The organism is Rhizobium sp. G21, from assembly GCF_014158035.1.
GTDB lineage: Bacteria > Pseudomonadota > Alphaproteobacteria > Rhizobiales > Rhizobiaceae > Rhizobium_E.
In genome coordinates this window covers 1,055,076-1,072,356 of record NZ_JACFXW010000001.1, presented here as the reverse complement: position 1 = coordinate 1,072,356, position 17,281 = coordinate 1,055,076, and the positions used below count along the sequence as shown (strand labels likewise).

14 protein-coding genes and 3 pseudogenes are annotated in these 17,281 nt (G+C 64.2%); all 17 read left to right on the top strand.

The genetic code is table 11. The features are described from left to right. Positions 1 to 100: 100 nt before the first annotated feature. The 17 genes and pseudogenes from H2O14_RS05425 (at position 101) to H2O14_RS05345 (ending at position 17,274) form a co-directional block, all read left to right on the top strand. Positions 101 to 3,941, top strand: a pseudogene (locus tag H2O14_RS05425) (glycoside hydrolase TIM-barrel-like domain-containing protein). A gap of 25 nt (positions 3,942 to 3,966) precedes the next feature. Next, a complete protein-coding gene (locus H2O14_RS05420; protein ID WP_182826828.1) occupies positions 3,967 to 4,173 on the top strand; it encodes a hypothetical protein in 207 nt (68 codons plus the stop codon). Positions 4,174 to 4,274: 101 nt separating this feature from the next. Continuing rightward, positions 4,275 to 4,613: a hypothetical protein gene (locus H2O14_RS05415; RefSeq protein ID WP_182826827.1), complete on the top strand. Its 339-nt coding sequence runs from the start codon at positions 4,275 to 4,277 to the stop codon at positions 4,611 to 4,613. A 30-nt stretch (positions 4,614 to 4,643) separates the two neighbouring features. Further along, positions 4,644 to 5,312 carry a response regulator transcription factor gene (locus H2O14_RS05410; RefSeq protein ID WP_137154127.1) on the top strand — a complete coding sequence of 223 codons (669 nt, stop codon included), beginning with the start codon at positions 4,644 to 4,646 and terminating at the stop codon, positions 5,310 to 5,312. Continuing rightward, positions 5,305 to 6,813 carry a sensor histidine kinase gene (locus H2O14_RS05405; RefSeq protein ID WP_182826826.1) on the top strand — a complete coding sequence of 503 codons (1,509 nt, stop codon included), beginning with the start codon at positions 5,305 to 5,307 and terminating at the stop codon, positions 6,811 to 6,813. Before H2O14_RS05410 ends, H2O14_RS05405 begins: the two co-directional genes overlap by 8 nt. Before the next feature lie 132 nt (positions 6,814 to 6,945). Further along, the gene (locus H2O14_RS05400) at positions 6,946 to 7,119 is read left to right on the top strand and encodes a hypothetical protein (protein ID WP_182826825.1); all 174 of its coding nucleotides are present in this window, start codon (positions 6,946 to 6,948) and stop codon (positions 7,117 to 7,119) included. A gap of 8 nt (positions 7,120 to 7,127) precedes the next feature. Continuing rightward, positions 7,128 to 7,694 carry a hypothetical protein gene (locus H2O14_RS05395; RefSeq protein ID WP_182826824.1) on the top strand — a complete coding sequence of 189 codons (567 nt, stop codon included), beginning with the start codon at positions 7,128 to 7,130 and terminating at the stop codon, positions 7,692 to 7,694. 133 nt (positions 7,695 to 7,827) lie between these two features. After that, positions 7,828 to 8,295 (top strand): hypothetical protein, encoded by a 468-nt coding sequence (locus H2O14_RS05390; RefSeq protein ID WP_409526903.1) that lies wholly within the window; start codon positions 7,828 to 7,830, stop codon positions 8,293 to 8,295. 97 nt (positions 8,296 to 8,392) lie between these two features. Further along, positions 8,393 to 9,523: a c-type cytochrome biogenesis protein CcmI gene (gene ccmI, locus H2O14_RS05385; RefSeq protein WP_182826822.1), complete on the top strand. Its 1,131-nt coding sequence runs from the start codon at positions 8,393 to 8,395 to the stop codon at positions 9,521 to 9,523. Beyond that, a complete protein-coding gene (gene ccmE, locus H2O14_RS05380; protein WP_182826821.1) occupies positions 9,520 to 9,975 on the top strand; it encodes a cytochrome c maturation protein CcmE in 456 nt (151 codons plus the stop codon). Before ccmI ends, ccmE begins: the two co-directional genes overlap by 4 nt. Continuing rightward, positions 9,972 to 11,983 (top strand): annotated as a pseudogene (locus H2O14_RS05375) (heme lyase CcmF/NrfE family subunit). The gene ccmE and the pseudogene H2O14_RS05375 overlap by 4 nt, the downstream one beginning before the upstream one ends. After that, entirely contained in the window at positions 11,980 to 12,438 is a 459-nt protein-coding gene (locus H2O14_RS05370; RefSeq protein WP_182826820.1) for a cytochrome c-type biogenesis protein CcmH, read from the top strand. The pseudogene H2O14_RS05375 and the gene H2O14_RS05370 overlap by 4 nt, the downstream one beginning before the upstream one ends. 129 nt (positions 12,439 to 12,567) lie before the next feature. After that, the gene (locus H2O14_RS05365) at positions 12,568 to 14,160 is read left to right on the top strand and encodes a Do family serine endopeptidase (protein ID WP_182826819.1); all 1,593 of its coding nucleotides are present in this window, start codon (positions 12,568 to 12,570) and stop codon (positions 14,158 to 14,160) included. A 72-nt stretch (positions 14,161 to 14,232) separates the two neighbouring features. Next, entirely contained in the window at positions 14,233 to 14,910 is a 678-nt protein-coding gene (locus H2O14_RS05360) for a response regulator transcription factor (RefSeq protein WP_182826818.1), read from the top strand. Next, a pseudogene (locus H2O14_RS05355) lies at positions 14,910 to 16,318 on the top strand (ATP-binding protein). Before H2O14_RS05360 ends, H2O14_RS05355 begins: the two are co-directional and overlap by 1 nt. A 51-nt stretch (positions 16,319 to 16,369) precedes the next feature. Beyond that, positions 16,370 to 16,636, top strand: coding sequence for a hypothetical protein (locus tag H2O14_RS05350; protein WP_182826817.1), 267 nt, complete (start codon positions 16,370 to 16,372; stop codon positions 16,634 to 16,636). Beyond that, on the top strand, positions 16,615 to 17,274 hold the full coding sequence (locus H2O14_RS05345; RefSeq protein ID WP_182826816.1) for a nucleotidyl transferase AbiEii/AbiGii toxin family protein: 660 nt from the start codon (positions 16,615 to 16,617) through the stop codon (positions 17,272 to 17,274). The genes H2O14_RS05350 and H2O14_RS05345 overlap by 22 nt, the downstream gene beginning before the upstream one ends. The last annotated feature ends 7 nt before the right edge of the window (positions 17,275 to 17,281 follow it).

The following is a 17,281-nucleotide window of genomic DNA, read 5'->3' as shown; positions in this document are numbered from 1 at the left end:
TTGCGGGCCTCTTTGCCCTCATCTTCATATCTTCTCAAAGTCAGAACGATCGGCGCGCGAGCAGCGTCGTCCGATCCCTTAGCTGTTTAAGGACAATCTCATGGCGACATTGGTTTTGCAGGCCGCCGGCGCGGCGCTCGGCGGAGTGTTCGGCCCTGTCGGCGCGATCATCGGGCGGGCGGCGGGGGCTTTGGCGGGCAATGTGATCGACCGCAGCCTGATTTCGGGCCTGACGACGATCGAGAGCAGCCGGCTCGCCAATGCGCGGATCGCGGGCGCGGAAGAGGGGACGGCGATCCCGCGGGTCTATGGGACGATGCGGATCGGCGGCACGTTGATCTGGGCGACGCGCTTCGAGGAAGAGGTGAGCAAGGAGCGGTCGGGCTCCAAGGCGACGGGGCCGCGGGTGGAGACCTATCGCTACTTCGCCAATATCGCCGTCGGTCTCGCGGAGGGGCCGATCGCCGCCATCAGGAGGATCTGGGCCGACGGGATGGAGATCGACCAGACGGATTACGAGATCCGTTTCTACGAGGGGACGGAGGGCCAGGGCCCCGATCCCCTGATCGAGGCCAAGCAGGGGGCGGGAATGCGCCGGCCTTTCGGGGGCTCGCCTATGTGGTGTTCGAGCGCATGCCGCTCGACGCCTTCGGCAATCGCATTCCGGTGCTGCAATTCGAAGTGTTGCGGGTGATCGATCCGCTCGAGAGTCGGATCAGGGCGGTGACGATCATTCCCGGCGCGACCGAACACGGTTATGCGACGGAGGTGGCCACGGAGAAGACCGGCGAGGACCGCGGGCGCAAGATCAACCGCAACCAGTTGCGACGAGCCACCGATTGGGAGGCGTCGCTGGATGAATTGCAGGCGCTCTGCCCGCATCTCGAACGGGCGGCGCTGGTGGTGTCCTGGTTCGGGAGCGATCTCCGGGCCGGGCATTGCCGTGTGCGGCCGGGCGTGGAAACGCGCGTGCGCCACGAGGAAGATCCCGCCTGGAGGGTCTGCGGTCGCGACCGCGTCTCGGCGCATCTGATCTCGTCGAGTTCGGGGGCCCGCCTATGGCGGCACGCCCGATGACCGGAGCGTGATCCAGGCGATCCGCGACCTCAAGGCGCGCGGGCTCGGCGTCTATCTCTATCCGTTCCTGATGATGGACATTCCCCGGGCAATGGTCTGCCGGACCCCTATGGCTGGGGCGAGCAGGCGGCCTTTCCCTGGCGCGGACGCATCACCTGCCATCCGGCGGCCGGCCGGCCCGACAGCGCCGACAGGACGGCTGAGGGTGCGGCGCAGGCGCTGGCCTTCATGGGCGCGGCCGAGGCGGGAGATTTCGAGGTCGATGGCGAGAGCGTGCGCCATGAGGGCGCCGACGAGGGCTATCGGCGGCTGGTGCTGCATTATGCCCTGCTGGCGCAGGCGGCGGGCGGGGTCGATGGTTTCATCATCGGCTCGGAGTTGCGAGGGCTGACCCAGATCCGCGATGCCTCGGGGAATTATCCCTTCGTGGCGGCGCTCGTGGAGCTGGCGGAGGATGTCAGGGCCATTCTCGGGCCCTCGACCAAGCTGACCTATGGGGCGGACTGGAGCGAATATTTCGGCCATCAGCCGCAAGACGGGACGGGCGACCGCCTCTTTCACCTCGATCCGCTCTGGGCTTCGCCTGCGATCGACGCCGTCGGTATCGACAATTACATGCCGCTGTCGGATTTTCAGGACGAGGATTTGACCCACGCCCATCCGGACGGCGCCGTGATCGCCGACGACGAGGCGGCGATGCGGGCGGCGATCGAGAGCGGCGAGGGCTATGACTGGTATTACGCGAGCGCCGACCGGGCGGCGCGCATCCGCAGCCCGATCAGCGACGGCTTGGCGGGCAAGCCCTGGGTCTACCGCTACAAGGATATCGAGAACTGGTGGGCGCACCGGCATCATGACCGCGTGGGCGGAGCGGAACTGACGTCGCCAACCGGCTGGACGGCGCGGATGAAGCCGATCTGGTTCACCGAGCTCGGTTGCCCGGCGATCGACCGCGGCGGCAACCAGCCGAATGTGTTCGTCGACCGAAATCGTCGGAATCCGAGATACCGTATTTTTCGAGCGGGGTCCGGTCGGACGAGACGCCGCGGCGGTTTCTCAATGCGCATCTGAGCCATTGGAACGGGAGCGGGGCGCCGGACGGCATGGTCGATCCGGGGCATGTGTTTCTTTGGACCTGGGATGCGCGCGCCGCGCCGAGCTTTCCGGAGGACCCCGATATCTTCGCCGATGGAGAAAACTGGCGTACCGGCCATTGGCTGAACGGGCGGCTGGGAGCGGGAACGCTGGCGACGGTGATCGCGGCGATCGCTCGGGATTGCGAGATCGGCGAGGTGGATGTCGCAGCCGTCTCGGGAAATCTCCAGGGCTATGTGATGGGCCAGCAGAGTTCGGCCCGGACGCTGATCGAGCCGCTTCTCACCGCCTATCGGCTGGACGTGACGGAGGCGGCGGGACGGCTCACCTTCCGGTCGCGGGATCTCGCCTCGGCGCCGGCGGCGGTGATCGACGTGCTGGCGGAGACCGAGGACGAGCCGCTGTGGTCGGAAACGCTGGGGCAGGACGGCGACTACGCCTCCGAAGCGATCCTCACCTATCAGGCGGAGGACAACGAGCATGAACCGGCGAGCGTGCGTTCCCGGCGGGCCGAGCCCGCCCATCAGCGCGCGCTGAGCATTTCGCTGGCCGGAACGCTCGATGAACAGGCGGCGCAAGCCACGGTGGACGCGATGCTGAGGGATCACCGGCTGGGACGGCGGCAGATCGGCTTCCGCCTGCCGCCGTTGGCGCTCGCGCATGAGCCCGGCGATGTCGTCGAACTGGCCGATGGCCCGGAGGGGCGGTTTCTGATCACCCGCATCGAGGATGGCGATGTCAGGCGCGTGACGGCGCGCGAGGCCGGATCCGGCGGCGAGAGCCTGGCGACGACGGTGAGGGCGCGGCGTCAGCCGCGCGGGGGAGCCGCCAATGCGGTCTATCGGCCCCTCGTGGCGCTGATGGATCTGCCGAGGCTGGGCGACGGCGAAGACCAGGATTTCGCGATGGCCGCAGTGGCGGCGTCGCCCTGGCGGCGGACGCGGATGTCCGTGTCGTCGGGCGCAGACAATTACGAGGGGCGGTTGACGCTGTCGCGGCGCGCCAGCCTGGGACGGTTGACGACGGCGCTCGGCGCGGGTCCGACGGCGGTGATCGACCACGCCAATGCGGTGACCGTGCGCATGACGTCCGGCGCTGTGGAAAGCGTGTCGAGGTCTGCGCTTCTGAATGGCGCGAACCGCGCGGCGATCGCTGCCGGAAATGGCGGCTGGGAGATCATCGCCTTCCAGAGCGCCGAGGAAATCGAAGCCGATGTCTGGCGCCTGCACGGATTGCTGCGCGGTCTGTTTGGGACCGACGACGCCTTGGCCGCCGGCGCAGAGAGCGGCGCTCGATTCGTGCTTCTCGACGACGCCGTCCGATCGCTCGGGCTGAAAGGAACCGAGGCCGGCTTGACGCTGAACTGGATCACCGAAACGGCGGGCGCCGCGGGCGGGCGGGTCGGGCCTTACGTCTTCTCCGGCGGCGAAAGGGCGGCGACGCCGCTCGCGCCGGTTCATCTGCGCGGCTGGCGCGAGCCGGACGGCGATATTCGCTTCAAATGGATCCGCCGCGGCCGCATCAACGCCGATGGCTGGGACGGCGATGACATTCCGCTCGACGAGGTTCGCGAAGCCTATCGGTTGGACATCGTCAGGCATGGCGAGGTGGTCCGCAGCCTGCATGTGAACGATCCCGAGGCCCTCTATGCGGCCGACGACGAAATCGCCGATTTCGGCGCGCCGCAAACCGCCTTGACGATCCGCGTGCGCCAGAGGGGCGCACGCGTGGCGGCCGGACTGCCCGCGCACGCCACACTGCCAATCTGACATGGAGCCAGGAAAGGACGACACCATGGACGACACGAAAGCATGGCATCAATCCAAGACCGTCTGGGGAGCGCTGGTGGCGATTCTCGCCAGTGTCTTGCAGGCGGCGGGGTCGCCTCTCGCGCCCGGCATGGAGCATGATCTCGTCGAGGCGCTGACGACGCTGGCCGGCGCGGCAGGCGGTTTGTTGGCGATCTACGGGCGGCTGAGCGCCGATCGGCGCGTGTCCTGAGCCGACCCAATCGAAGCTGAAGGACACATTCATTCGCCATTCATTGTTGCTGCTCTAGAAAGGGCGCAAGTCAAACGCCTTACACGGAACCGCAACTGCCCATGGCCGCTTTCCTGCCCTCCCTTCTGGCCGCGAGCCTCATGCTCGGCCCCACCGGCGATCTGCCGGCGCCGGCCAAGCAGTATACGCCCGCGCAGATGCTCTATCTCCAGGACGGCCCGGTGTTTGCGGATGAATATGCGCCGGCGCCGAGGCGGATGCGCGCCAACAACCGCGCCGGTTGCGCCGGCGCGGTCAATCAGGCGATGGCCATGACCGGCGGCGAACTCCTGTCGGTGCGGGCCAATCGCAACCAGGGCGTCTGCGTGGTCACCATGCTGGTGATCAAGCAGAACGGACGGCCGAAGAAAGTCCGCTTGCGCATTCCCATGGATTATTGATACGCAGGCCCGGCTATCCGAGGAGTTCCGATGCGCATACTCGTCGTCGAAGATGACCAGAATCTCAACCGCCAACTCGCCGACACGCTGAAGGAAGCCGGCTATGTGGTCGACCAGGCCTATGACGGCGAAGAGGGCCATTATCTCGGCGAAAACGAACCCTATGACGCGGTGATCCTGGATATCGGCCTGCCCGAAATGGACGGCATCACCGTGCTTGAAAAATGGCGCGCGGCCGGGCGCAAGATGCCGGTCTTGTTGCTCACGGCGCGCGACCGCTGGAGCGACAAGGTGGCGGGCATCGACGCCGGCGCCGACGACTATGTCGCCAAACCCTTCCACATGGAAGAAGTGCAGGCGCGGCTGCGGGCGCTGATCCGCCGCGCTGCGGGCCATGCGAGCTCTGAACTCAGCTGCGGGCCGGTGAAGCTCGACACCAAGAGCAGCCGCGTGACGGTGAATGGAAGCGCGCTGAAACTCACCTCGCACGAATTCCGGCTTCTGTCCTATCTGATGCATCACATGGGCCAGGTCGTGTCGCGCACCGAACTGGTCGAGCATATGTACGATCAGGATTTCGACCGTGATTCCAACACGATCGAAGTGTTTGTCGGCCGTCTGCGCAAGAAGATGGGCATCGACATCATCGAGACCGTGCGCGGCCTCGGCTACCGCATCCAGCCCAACACCAATGGATAGGCTGCGCTCGCTCACCGGCCGCGTCCTGATCTACACGACCGTATGGTCGGCGATCGGGGTCGTGATCATGGGCTTCGTCATTTCCACGCTCTACGAACGCAGCGCCGAGAAGAATCTGCATGATCTTCTGCGCGCCCAGCTCTATTCGGCGATCAATTCGGTGTCGATCGATCCCGACAGCCGCAAACTGACGGGATCGCCGCAGATGAGCGAACTCGGCTTCCAGCAATTGGGATCGGGCTGGTACTGGGCAGTGCTGCCGCTCGGCGACTATCAGACAGAGCCGTTGACCTCGCCGAGCTTCGAAGGGGTGACGGTGCCGACGGCGACCAACGAATCCGCGCCGTTCAACCAACGCTTCGAGCGCTATTACGCCGCCACCGACAGCGCCGGCAATCCGGTGCGGGTGGCCGAAGCCGAGATCAGTCTCGACGAGGGCGCGCCCGAGGATATCGACGCCAACGCCACCGAACTTCCCGAAGCCGTCTATCGAACCGTGCGTTTCCGGATGATCGGCAACCACCGGACGGTCGAGAACGACGTCGCCGCCTTCAACCGCAATCTCTATCTGTCGCTCGGCCTGTTCAGCATCGGTTCGCTCGGGCTCAACGCGCTGGTGATCCTGATCGGGTTGAAGCCGCTCGACCGCGTCAGACGTTCGCTCGCCCGCATCCGCAACGGCGAGGCTGAAAGACTGGACGACGATCTGCCGCTTGAAATCCAGCCGCTGGCCGTCGAAGTCAACGCGCTGATCGAGAGCAACAAGCGGGTGATGGAGCGGGCGCGCATGCAGGTGGGCAATCTCGCCCATTCGCTCAAGACGCCCATCGCCGTGCTGCTCAACGACGCCGACCAGATGGCCTCGCCGCATAATGCGCTGGTGAAGAGCCAGGCCGAGATCATGCGGGCGCAGGTGCAATCCTATCTCAACCGCGCCCGCATCGCCGCCCAGCGCGAGAGCATCCTGGCCCGCACCGAGGTGGAGCCGGTGCTGGAGCGCTTGCTGCGCGTGATGCGCAAGCTCAACGACGGCAAGGAATTCACGCTATCGATGACCGGGCGTGGGCTGAAACTCGCGATGGAAGCGCAGGATCTCGAGGAAACCATCGGCAATCTGCTCGAAAACGCCGGCCGCTTCGCCGCCTCGACCGTGTCGGTGACCGTGACGCCCGCGCCGCCCGGCCGGGTCGGTCAGGATGCGGCCCGCAAGAACTGGGCGCTCGTGGCGGTGGAGGACGACGGCCCCGGCCTCGAGCCCGACCAGATCACGGAAGCGATGAAGCGCGGACGCCGGCTGGACGAGAGCAAGCCGGGCACCGGGCTCGGCCTGTCGATCGTGTCTGAAATCGTCTCGGAATATCAGGGCGTGTTCACGCTGTCGCGGGCCGAGGCCGGCGGGTTGAGGGCGGAACTGATCCTGCCAATGATTGGGGGTGACGGCGGTGGGGTGGTTGAGCATAGGTCCGGCATTGTAGTTCCAACAGATTCTGAAGATATCTAGAATCTATCGGAGGTTGTATGGAGTTTGAATCTCTTGCACGGTGGCTCTTTATGCGATAATTATAGATGAAAGCCTGCAGGCTGCACACCATCTTTGTTCCATGTTTTTCCTGCGCGCCGCACGGAGGCCATCATGGTAGCTCTTCTCAAAGATGACGGCGAGTTCACGCCGATGCCTGTCGTGGTCGATACGGCGAAATTTGAACAATTGAAAGCGGCGGCGGTTGACGAGAACGCAGAGTCTGTGCCCAGCTTAGCCAAACTCATTCGCAAATCGCGCGCGCGTTTTATGACGCAATCTAAATAAGTCCGCCTATGGAAGAGATTGTCATTGAGCCCCTTGGTGATCATCCGCGAGGGGCTTTTTGCTGCGATCTGAAGCCGATCGACAACTTCTTCCGAATAAACACGCTCAAGAGCCACAAAAGCTATGCCCAGCGCGTGTTCGTCTCCTGTAGAGCCGGATGCCCGACGCCGCTCGGATTTTACGCCCTCACAACGATGACCTTCAAGCCTGGCATGAGCGACGAAGCAGACAAGAAGTTTGGTCGATTTGCTGCAATCCCTACCATTTATCTGACCATGATCGGGCGCGACAAGAATGCGCCGAAGGGCTTGGGTCTCACCATGATGCTAAACGCATTTGAGAGCGCATTGTCGGTTAGGGAGAATGTTGGAGTGTACGCGATGACGCTACACGCCTTCAATGCGCGCGTTCAGGAAATATACGAAGCCTTCGGATTTAAGACGTTCACCGAAGCCGATCAGGATCAGGAAGGGTTACAAAGCGATGTATATTCCGCTTTCCGCAGTAGCGGCGACATTTGCGGAAACCTCGATTGTGCCTCAATAAAAGCACCCTCGCATTATGATCGTGGTTGACGAATGCGCTGTGGAGCGCCCACGCCATCATTTCCATCAAAACGAATATATTTCTCGTTTCATCCGTGTCATATTGCGGCCATCTCTGCGCCGCAGGACTGCCCGCAAATCCGTGATGACAAGAATGAATTTCGTGACTGCATTTGGTGTGACCGCCCGTTTCTCCGTTCTCGCGCTCGTCGCGGTTTCCGTCGCGTCCTGCGCCACCACATCAGGCTCAACCCGGCTCGACAAGACCGGCGAAAAGATTTCCGACGCAACCGGGTATGAACTGTCGGACAGGCCGGAGCCGCCGGCCTTTTATCTGCAGGCCCTGAAGGGCGGGCTCGTGGCGCGGATGCCGGGCGTGAAACTGTCGGAGGCCGATAAAGCGCGGGCGCTGGAAGCGGAATACAAGGCGCTGGAAGCGGCGCCGAACGGCCAGGCGGTGGTTTGGAGCGGCAACGGACTGAAGGGCGAAGTGACGGCGGCGGCGCCTTATCAGGTGGGCTCGCAGAATTGCCGTCAATATTCTCACGTGCTGGCCGCCAAGAGCGGCGCGGTGACTGCGCGCGGCGCCGCCTGCCGTATGGGCAACGGAGCCTGGACGCCTCTCACGTGAAATTGACCTCGGGAATGCGGCCAATCGTCTCCCGACAGCGAATTCCTTGATCTGGCGCATTTTCACGCCGCGCGGCTTTCGTTAGTTGATATCCATCATGTTTTGGATCGTATCGCTACCCATCGCGGTCATCGCCGCATTCATCGTCGCCGCCCCGCTGATGCGGCGGCCGGCGGCCGCCTTGCCGGCGTCGGCCAACGACGCCGAAGTCTATCGCGACCAGCTCGCCGAGATCGACCGAGACCAGGCCGCCGGCCTGATCGAGGCCGACCAGGCAAAGCAGGCGCGCGCCGAGATCGCCCGCCGGCTGATCGCAGCCAGCGAAAAGAGCGAAGGCGGCGGCGCGGGCTTGTCGCGCGGCGCGGCGGTGGGCGTCATCCTGTTTCTCTGTCTGTTCCTGCCGGCGGCGGCAGGACTTCTCTATCTGCGCACCGGCAATCCAGAATTTCCGGATCTGCCGCTCGCCATGCGCATGAACGAGGCCGATCCCGACATCAATGTGCTGATCGCCAAGACCGAAGCGCATCTCGCAGCCAATCCGACCGACGGACGCGGCTGGGCGCTGCTCGCGCCGATCTATATGCGCCGCATGCGCACGGAAGACGCGGCGGACGCTTATCGAAACGCCATCCGCTATCAGGGCGGCAGCGCCGAGCTTTACGGCGCGCTGGGCGAGGCGATCGCGGCTGGCAATCAGGGCATGGTGACCAAGGACGCCGGCGCGGCCTTCATGGAAGCCTTGAAGCTCGACCCGGCGGATGCGCGCGCCCGCTTCTATCTTGCGCTGGCCGAGGGGCAAGCCGGCGACAGAGCCAAGGCGATCGCCGATCTCGAGGCGCTGGCGGCCTCGGCGTCCCAGGATGCGCCCTGGCAGGAGATCGTCGCCGCGCAGATCATGCGGTTCAAGGCCGAAGCGGCCAATCCGGCCGCGCCCGGCAACCCTTCGGCGGCGGATGTCGAGGCGGCGGCCGGACTGAACGACGCCGACCGCATGCAGATGATCCGCACCATGGTCGAATCGCTCGATGCGCGGCTGACAGACGAGCCGGCCAATTTCGAGGGCTGGCAGCGGTTGATCCGCTCCTACATGGTGCTGGGCGACCCGGCCAAGGCTGGTGAAGCGTTGAAGCGGGGTCTTGCGGCTTTCCCCGCGAACACCGACAATGGCAAGGCGCTGATGGCGCTGGCGCGCGAGGTGGGCGCGCCGATGGAGGGAGCGACCCCATGACCCGCAAGCAGAAGAGGCTGGCCTTGATCGGCGGCGGCGTGAGCTTTCTGATCGCCGCGGTTCTCCTGGTGATGTTCGCTTTCAGCCAGTCGGTCGCCTATTTTTACGTGCCGTCCGATCTCGCCAAGGCGAACCTGAAGCCGGACACGCGCATTCGGCTTGGCGGGCTGGTGGAAGTCGGCTCCTGGAAGCGCGGGCAGGGCATGCATGAGAATTTCGTGGTGACGGATACGATCGGCCAGGTTTCGGTCGCCTATACCGGCATCCTGCCGGATCTGTTTCGCGAGGGGCAGGGCGTGGTGGCGGAGGGGCGGATGACCAGCATGGCGCCGCCGACCTTCGTGGCCGACACCGTGCTCGCCAAACATGACGAGACCTATATGCCCAAGGACGTCGCCGACCGGCTGAAGGCCAAGGGTGTGACCATGAGCGGCAAGGAGAAGATCCAATGATCGTCGAACTCGGGCATTTTCTGCTCGCCTGCGCGCTCGCCGCGGCGCTGTTGCAGTCGACCTTGCCGGTGGTCGGCGCTTTTCGCAACGAGGCGCGACTGATGGCGGTGGGGACTACCGGGGCGCTGGCGAGTTTTACGCTGATCGGGCTGTCCTATCTCGCGCTGACCTGGGCCTATGTGACCTCGGATTTCTCCGTCATCAATGTCTGGGAGAATTCGCATTCGCTGATGCCGATGGTCTACAAGATTTCCGGCGTCTGGGGCAATCACGAGGGATCGATGATGCTCTGGCTGTTGATCCTCGCCTTTTTCTCGGCGCTGGTGGCGGGCTTCGGCGGCAATCTGCCCAAGAGCCTGAAGGCCAATGCGCTGGCCGTGCAGGGATGGATCACCGTCGCCTTCCTGCTGTTCATCCTGCTGACCTCCAATCCCTTCCTGCGCACCTTCGGCATCGCCGAACTGACCCCCCGCCGGCGGAGGGTCGCGACCTCAACCCGGTGCTGCAGGATTTCGGCCTGGCGATCCATCCGCCGCTGCTCTATCTCGGCTATGTCGGCTTCTCCGTCTGCTTCTCCTTCGCCGTCGCCGCCCTGATCGAAGGGCGGATCGACGCCGCCTGGGCGCGCTGGGTGAGGCCGTGGACGCTGCTCGCCTGGACCTTCCTGACCGCCGGCATCGCCATGGGCTCCTATTGGGCATATTACGAACTCGGCTGGGGCGGCTGGTGGTTTTGGGATCCGGTCGAAAACGCCTCCTTCATGCCCTGGCTCGCCGGCACCGCGCTTCTGCATTCGGCGCTGGTGATGGAAAAGCGCGATGCGCTGAAGATCTGGACCGTGCTGCTCGCGATCATGACCTTCTCGCTGTCGCTGCTCGGCACCTTCCTGGTGCGCTCGGGCGTGCTGACCTCGGTGCATGCCTTTGCCAGCGATCCCTCGCGCGGCGTGTTCATTCTGGTCATTCTGTCGATCTTCATCGGCGGCGCCTTTGCGCTGTTTGCGCTGAGATCCGCGTCGCTCGCGCCCGGCGGTCTGTTCCAGCCGGTGTCGCGCGAAGGGGCGCTGGTGCTCAACAACGTTATTCTCGTTGTCGCGACAGGGGCGATCCTGACCGGAACGCTCTATCCGCTGCTGCTTGAATCGCTGACCGGCGAGAAGATTTCGGTCGGCGCGCCCTTCTTCAATATCGCCTTCAGCTGGCTGATGGCGCCGCTGTTCGTCGTGCTGCCCTTCGGGCCGCTGCTGGCCTGGAAGCGCGGCGACTTGAAAGCGGCGAGCCGCCGGCTTGGGCTCGCCTTTGCGCTGTCGCTCTGTCTCGGGGTTGCTGTCTGGGTGGCGCGCGGCGATGGGCCGATGCTGGCGGCGCTCGGGCTGATCGCCGGTTTCTGGCTGGTGACCGGCGCGCTCGTCGATCTCTGGCAGCGCGCCGGTTTCGCCAAGGCAGGCTTCGCCAATGGCCTTCGGCGGCTTGCCGGTCTGCCGCGCTCGGCTTTCGGCACGATGCTCGCCCATCTCGGCCTCGGCGTATCGGTTTTGGGCGTGGTGCTGACCACCGCGTGGTCGACCGAACATATTCTCGAAATGAAGCCGGGCGACACGACTGAAAACGGCGTCTATACGGTGCGCTTCGACGACGAGCGCGCGGGCAGGGGACCGAACTACATCGAGGACGCTGCGCATTTTTCGGTGCTGCGCGATGGCGTCGTCGTGGCGGAAACCAACAGCGCCAAGCGCATCTACACCGCCCGCCAGATGCCGACGACGGAAGCCGGCATCATCACCTTCGGCGCGTCGCAGCTCTACATCTCGATCGGCGACAAGAACCCCGAAGGCGAACACGTGGTGCGCATCTGGTGGAAGCCGTGGATCCTGTTCATCTGGGGCGGGGCGGTGGTGATGATGATCGGCGGCTTCGTGTCGCTGTCGGATCGGCGTCTCCGCATCGGGGCGCCCTCGAAACGGGCGCGGCCGATCGCTGCGCCGGGCATCCTGGAGGCTGCGGAATGAGGAGGCTCGTCGCTGCCTTTCTGCTGCTGTTGGCGGCGGCGCCGGCTTTCGCCGTCAATCCCGACGAGGTGCTGAAGGATCCGGCGCTCGAGGCGCGGGCGCGGGGGCTGTCGGCGCAATTGCGCTGCATGGTTTGTCAGAACCAGTCGATCGACGACTCCAACGCCGATCTCGCCAAAGACCTCAGATTGCTGGTGCGCGAACGGCTGACGGCCGGCGACAGCGACGACGAGGTGATCGATTATCTGGTGTCGCGCTACGGCGAATTCGTTCTGTTGAAGCCGAGATTGTCCGAACACACGCTCCTGCTTTGGGGCATGCCGGTCGCGCTGGCGGCGATAGGGGCAGGGGTGGTGCTTGTCCAATTGCGTCGCAGAAGAATCTCAGTCGGGGCACAGGACCTCAGCGCAGAGGAGCAGCGCAAGCTGGACGCGCTTTTGCAACGAGAAGACTGAGTTCTTTTGCACATTACCAAAATTTCACCCCCGGAAAGAATGCCGCAAGGTGGCGCGCGCTAGATCTAATCCCATCTTAAGGATCTGAACTGGAGCCCCCGCTCCGCCTGACGATGAAGGACTAGAACCATGACCGGAAAGACCGCTTCACGCTTTTCGCTGACTTCTCTCCTCAAGGCCGGCACCATCGCCGGCATGGCGACCGCCGTGCTCGTGACCGGCGCGCCGATGGCGTTCAACACGGCGCATGCCGAGGCGGTGAAACTGACGGCGCCGCCGCAGGTGCCGAGCTTCGCCGACGTCGTCTCCGCCGTGACCCCGGCCGTCGTGTCTGTGCGTGTCGAAAGCCGCGCCCAGCCGGCCTCCGAGGACGCGTCCAACGGCTTCAACTTCAATTTCGGTCCCAATTTCGGCGGCCAGAATTTCGAAGACCTCCCGGACGATCATCCGCTGAAGCGCTTTTTCAAGGAATTCGGCGGCGGCGACCAGTATAGCCAGCGCGGCGACCAGGAGCGCGACTACTGGCGAAATCACGGCAAGCGTGGCGACAAGCCGCGTCTGCGTCCGACCTCGCAGGGTTCGGGCTTCTTCATCACCGAGGACGGCTATCTTGTGACCAACAACCATGTCGTCGACGGCGGCAGCGCCTTCACGGTGGTGATGAATGACGGCTCCGAACTCGGCGCCAAGCTGGTGGGCCGTGATCCGCGCACCGATCTCGCGGTTTTGAAGGTCGACGCCAAGCGCAAGTTCACCTATGTGCAGTTCGCCGACGACAGCAAGACGCGGGTCGGCGATTGGGTGGTGGCTGTCGGCAATCCCTTCGGCCTCGGCGGCACCGTGACCGCCGGCATCGTCTCGGCTCGCGGCCGCGACATCGGCTCCGGCCCCTATGACGACTATCTGCAGGTCGACGCGGCGGTGAACCGGGGCAATTCCGGCGGCCCGACCTTCAACCTGCAGGGCGAAGTGGTCGGCATCAACACCGCGATTTTCTCGCCGTCGGGCGGCAATGTCGGCATCGCCTTCGCCATTCCGGCCTCGGTGGCCAAGGATGTGGTCGGCAAGCTGATGAAGGGCGGCGAAATTCAGCGCGGCTGGCTGGGCGTCAAGATCGAGCCCGTGACCCAGGACGTCGCCGACTCGCTCGGCCTGGCGGAAGCCGCCGGCGCGCTGGTCAATGAGCCCACGGGCGATTCTCCCGGCGCCAAGGCCGGCATCAAGGTGGGCGATGTGATCACCGCCGTCGATGGCGATCCGGTCAAGGGTCCCAAGGAACTGGCCCGCAAGATCGGCGCCATGGACCCCGGCAAGGTGGCGGACATCTCCGTCTGGCGCGACGGCAAGCTGGTCAGCGTCAAGGTGACGCTCGGCACGCTGCCGACCGATCCGAAGGTTGCTTCGGCCGAGCCGCAACAGGATCAGGGCTCCGACGAGCAGGCCGCGCCGGCCGAACTGACGCTCGACCAACTCGGCCTTATCGTCGCCCCCACCGACGACGGCAAGGGTGTGGCGATCACCTCGGTCAACCCGGACTCCGACGCGGCCGACAAGGGCGTAAAGGAGGGGCAGAAGATCACCTCGGTGAACAACCAGGAGATCAAGTCGCCCTCCGACATCAAGAAGATCGTCGAGGACGCCAAGAGGGACGGCCGCAAGAAGGCGCTGTTCCAGATCCAGGACCAGACCGGCAACCGCTTCGTGGCCCTGCCGATCGGCTGACCTTCCGATCCGAACCGCGAAAGCCCCCGACGGGGCTTTCGCTTTTGATGCTCTCGCCTTAATTTCCCGGCCATGAAAATACTCATCATCGAAGACGATCTCGACGCGGCGAGCTATCTCGTCAAGGCTTTTCGCGAGGCGGGACATACGATCGATCATGCCAGCGACGGCGAAGCGGGTCTCTTCATGGCCGCCGAAAACGGCTATGACGTGCTGATCGTCGACCGCATGCTGCCGCGGCGAGACGGGCTGTCGGTGATCTCGGAGCTTCGCCGCCGCAACAACAATACGCCGGCGCTGATCCTGTCGGCGCTCGGGCAGGTCGATGACCGAGTGACAGGACTGCGCGCCGGCGGCGACGACTATCTGCCCAAACCCTATTCCTTCACGGAGCTTCTGGCGCGCGTGGAGGTTCTCGGCCGCCGCCGCGCTCTGCCCGAGCAGGACATGATCTATAGGGTCGGCGATCTCGAACTCGACCGGCTCTCGCACGAGGTGCGCCGGGCCGGCAAGGAGATCGTGCTGCAGCCGCGCGAATATCGCCTGCTCGAATATCTGATGAAGAATGCCGGCCAGGTGGTGACGCGCACCATGCTGCTCGAAAATGTCTGGGACTACCATTTCGATCCGCAGACCAATGTGATCGACGTGCATGTGTCGCGCCTGCGCGGCAAGATCGAGAAGGATTTCGAAAAGTCCCTGCTGAAGACCATTCGCGGCGCGGGCTATATGATCAAGGACGAGGCGTGATGGCTGCGCTGGCGCGCCTGAGGCTGCTCTATCGCCATACCGCCGTCCGCCTCTCCGCCATCTATCTCTTGCTGTTTTCCGCCTGCGCGGCGGTGCTGGTGCTGTATGTCACTTCGATTTCCGACGGCCAGTTGCAGGCGCGGATGAAGGAATCTATTACCGAAGAGGTCAACCAGCTCGAGGATATCTATACCGAAGGCGGCGTCGCCTCGTTGCTGCGCGTGCTGGAGCGCCGCTCGCATCAGCCCGGCGCCAATCTCTATGTGATCGCCGGGCCGAGCGGCGAAATCCTCGCCGGCAATGTGGCGGGCTTGCAGGCCGGCGTGCTCAACGAAGAGGGCTGGACCGACAAGCCCTTTCTCTACAATCGTTTCGGCGAGACGGCCAAGAAGGACCGGCATCAGGCCATCGCCCATGTGATCCGCTTCGAAAACGGCTTGCGCGTGCTGGTGGGCCGCGATGTCGGCGAGCCGGAAAACGCCCGCCTCCTGGTGCGCAAGGCGCTGATGCTGGCGCTTGGGGTGATGGGCGTCGGCGCGCTGGTGATCTGGTTTGCGATCGGCCGCAATGCTCTGCGGCGCATCGACCGGACCTCGCTCGCCGCCCAGAAGATCATGGCCGGCGACCTATCGCAACGCCTGCCGGAAACCGGGTCGGGCGACGAGTTCGATCGACTGGCCGGATCGCTGAACGTGATGCTCGCCCGCATGGAGCGGCTGAACGAGGGCCTCAGGCAGGTCTCCGACAACATCGCCCATGACCTCAAGACGCCGCTGACCCGACTGCGCAACAAGGCGGAAAACGCCCTCGCCAAGGCCGATGACGCCGAGGACTACCGCGTCGCGCTCGAAGAGGTGATCGGCGACACCGACCAGCTGATCCGCACCTTCAACGCGCTTCTGATGATTTCCAGGGTAGAGGCGGGTTCAGCGGCGGCGGAAATGTCTGTGGTCAATCTGTCCGAGGTCGCCGAGGAGTTCGGCGAACTCTATGAACCCGTGGCCGAAGACGCCGGCTTCCGGCTGGACCGGATGATCGCGCCCGACATCACCGTGCGCGGCAACCGTGAACTGATCGGCCAAGCCATTTCCAACCTGATCGACAACGCCATGAAATATGGCGACAATCCCGACGCGTCTGTGATCACGCTTTCGGTGACGCTCGGCGCCGAGGGCGTGCGGGTGACGGTGGCCGATCGCGGCCAGGGGTTCCCGAGGACAAATATGGCGATGTGGTCAAACGCTTCTTTCGCCTGGACGAAAGCCGCTCGAAGCCTGGCACGGGGCTCGGGCTGGCGCTGACGGTGGCGGTGATGGAACTGCATGGCGGCCGGGTGGAGCTTGCGCCGACGAAGGCGGGGGCGGCGCATCCGGGGCTTGCGGTGACGATGGTGTTTCCGGTGGGTTGACGCAACCGAAGGCGCGTGAGACTCTTCGACCATCACTCGGAGGATAAGTCTATGGCGAGTGTCGAACCGCTGATTTTGGCCACTGTGAACGCCTCCTATGCCCGCAAGCTCAGCGGGAAACAGATTGCTTCACTGCTTCTCGATCTAAAGCGCATGAAGGCCATGCCGGGACATGCCGCCTCCTTTCTCTATGAAGTCGATGCAGATCTACAGCGGCAATTTGCTGGGGAGCACGGCATCTCCGATGAGCGCCTTGCTCAGGCTGCAGCTGACTTCGACAATTGGACGGGCCGGACATGGCTGGGCCGGGCCGCTTGAGCGGCGGTTGGCAAGACCTGTTTCTGAAAGCGAATGAAATTCTCGGACGCGCCGGCTTTCTGGATCGGTGGTCATTTGGTGGCGGAACGGCCTTGATGTTGCAGATAGGCCATCGAGAAAGTCATGACATCGATGTTTTTCTCCCCGATCCGCAGCTGCTGGCGTATCTGGACCCTGGCAAGGGCAATATCGGATTTGTCCAAGGCCTGGCAGCCTATCATGGCGATGGTGTGCGATTTCTCAAGCTGTCGTTCGGCGCTGCGGGCGAGATTGATTTCATTGCCTGTCCCGATCTTACAACGGCACCTCATCGCAGACTTGATGTGCTCGGTCTATCCACCCGGGTGGAGACGATCGGAGAGATCCTGGCGAAGAAGGTCTACTTTCGAGGAGCCTCGCTCCTGCCGCGCGACATGTTCGATATAGCAGCGGCTTGGCGAGCCGACAGGCGCCAGGTGCTTTCGGCGCTCCAAGCATTTCCAGACGAAGTTCGCCGCGCCGAACGCGCCGTGCTTTCCGCCAGCCCCGAATTTCTCCATGGCGTCATCGCCGATCTCGCCGTAAAACCTGCCTTCGAGGATTTGCGTCCCGTCGCCGTCGACCTCTGCCTTGAGGCGTTGCGGTCGGCGGCGCAGTAGGGAATGC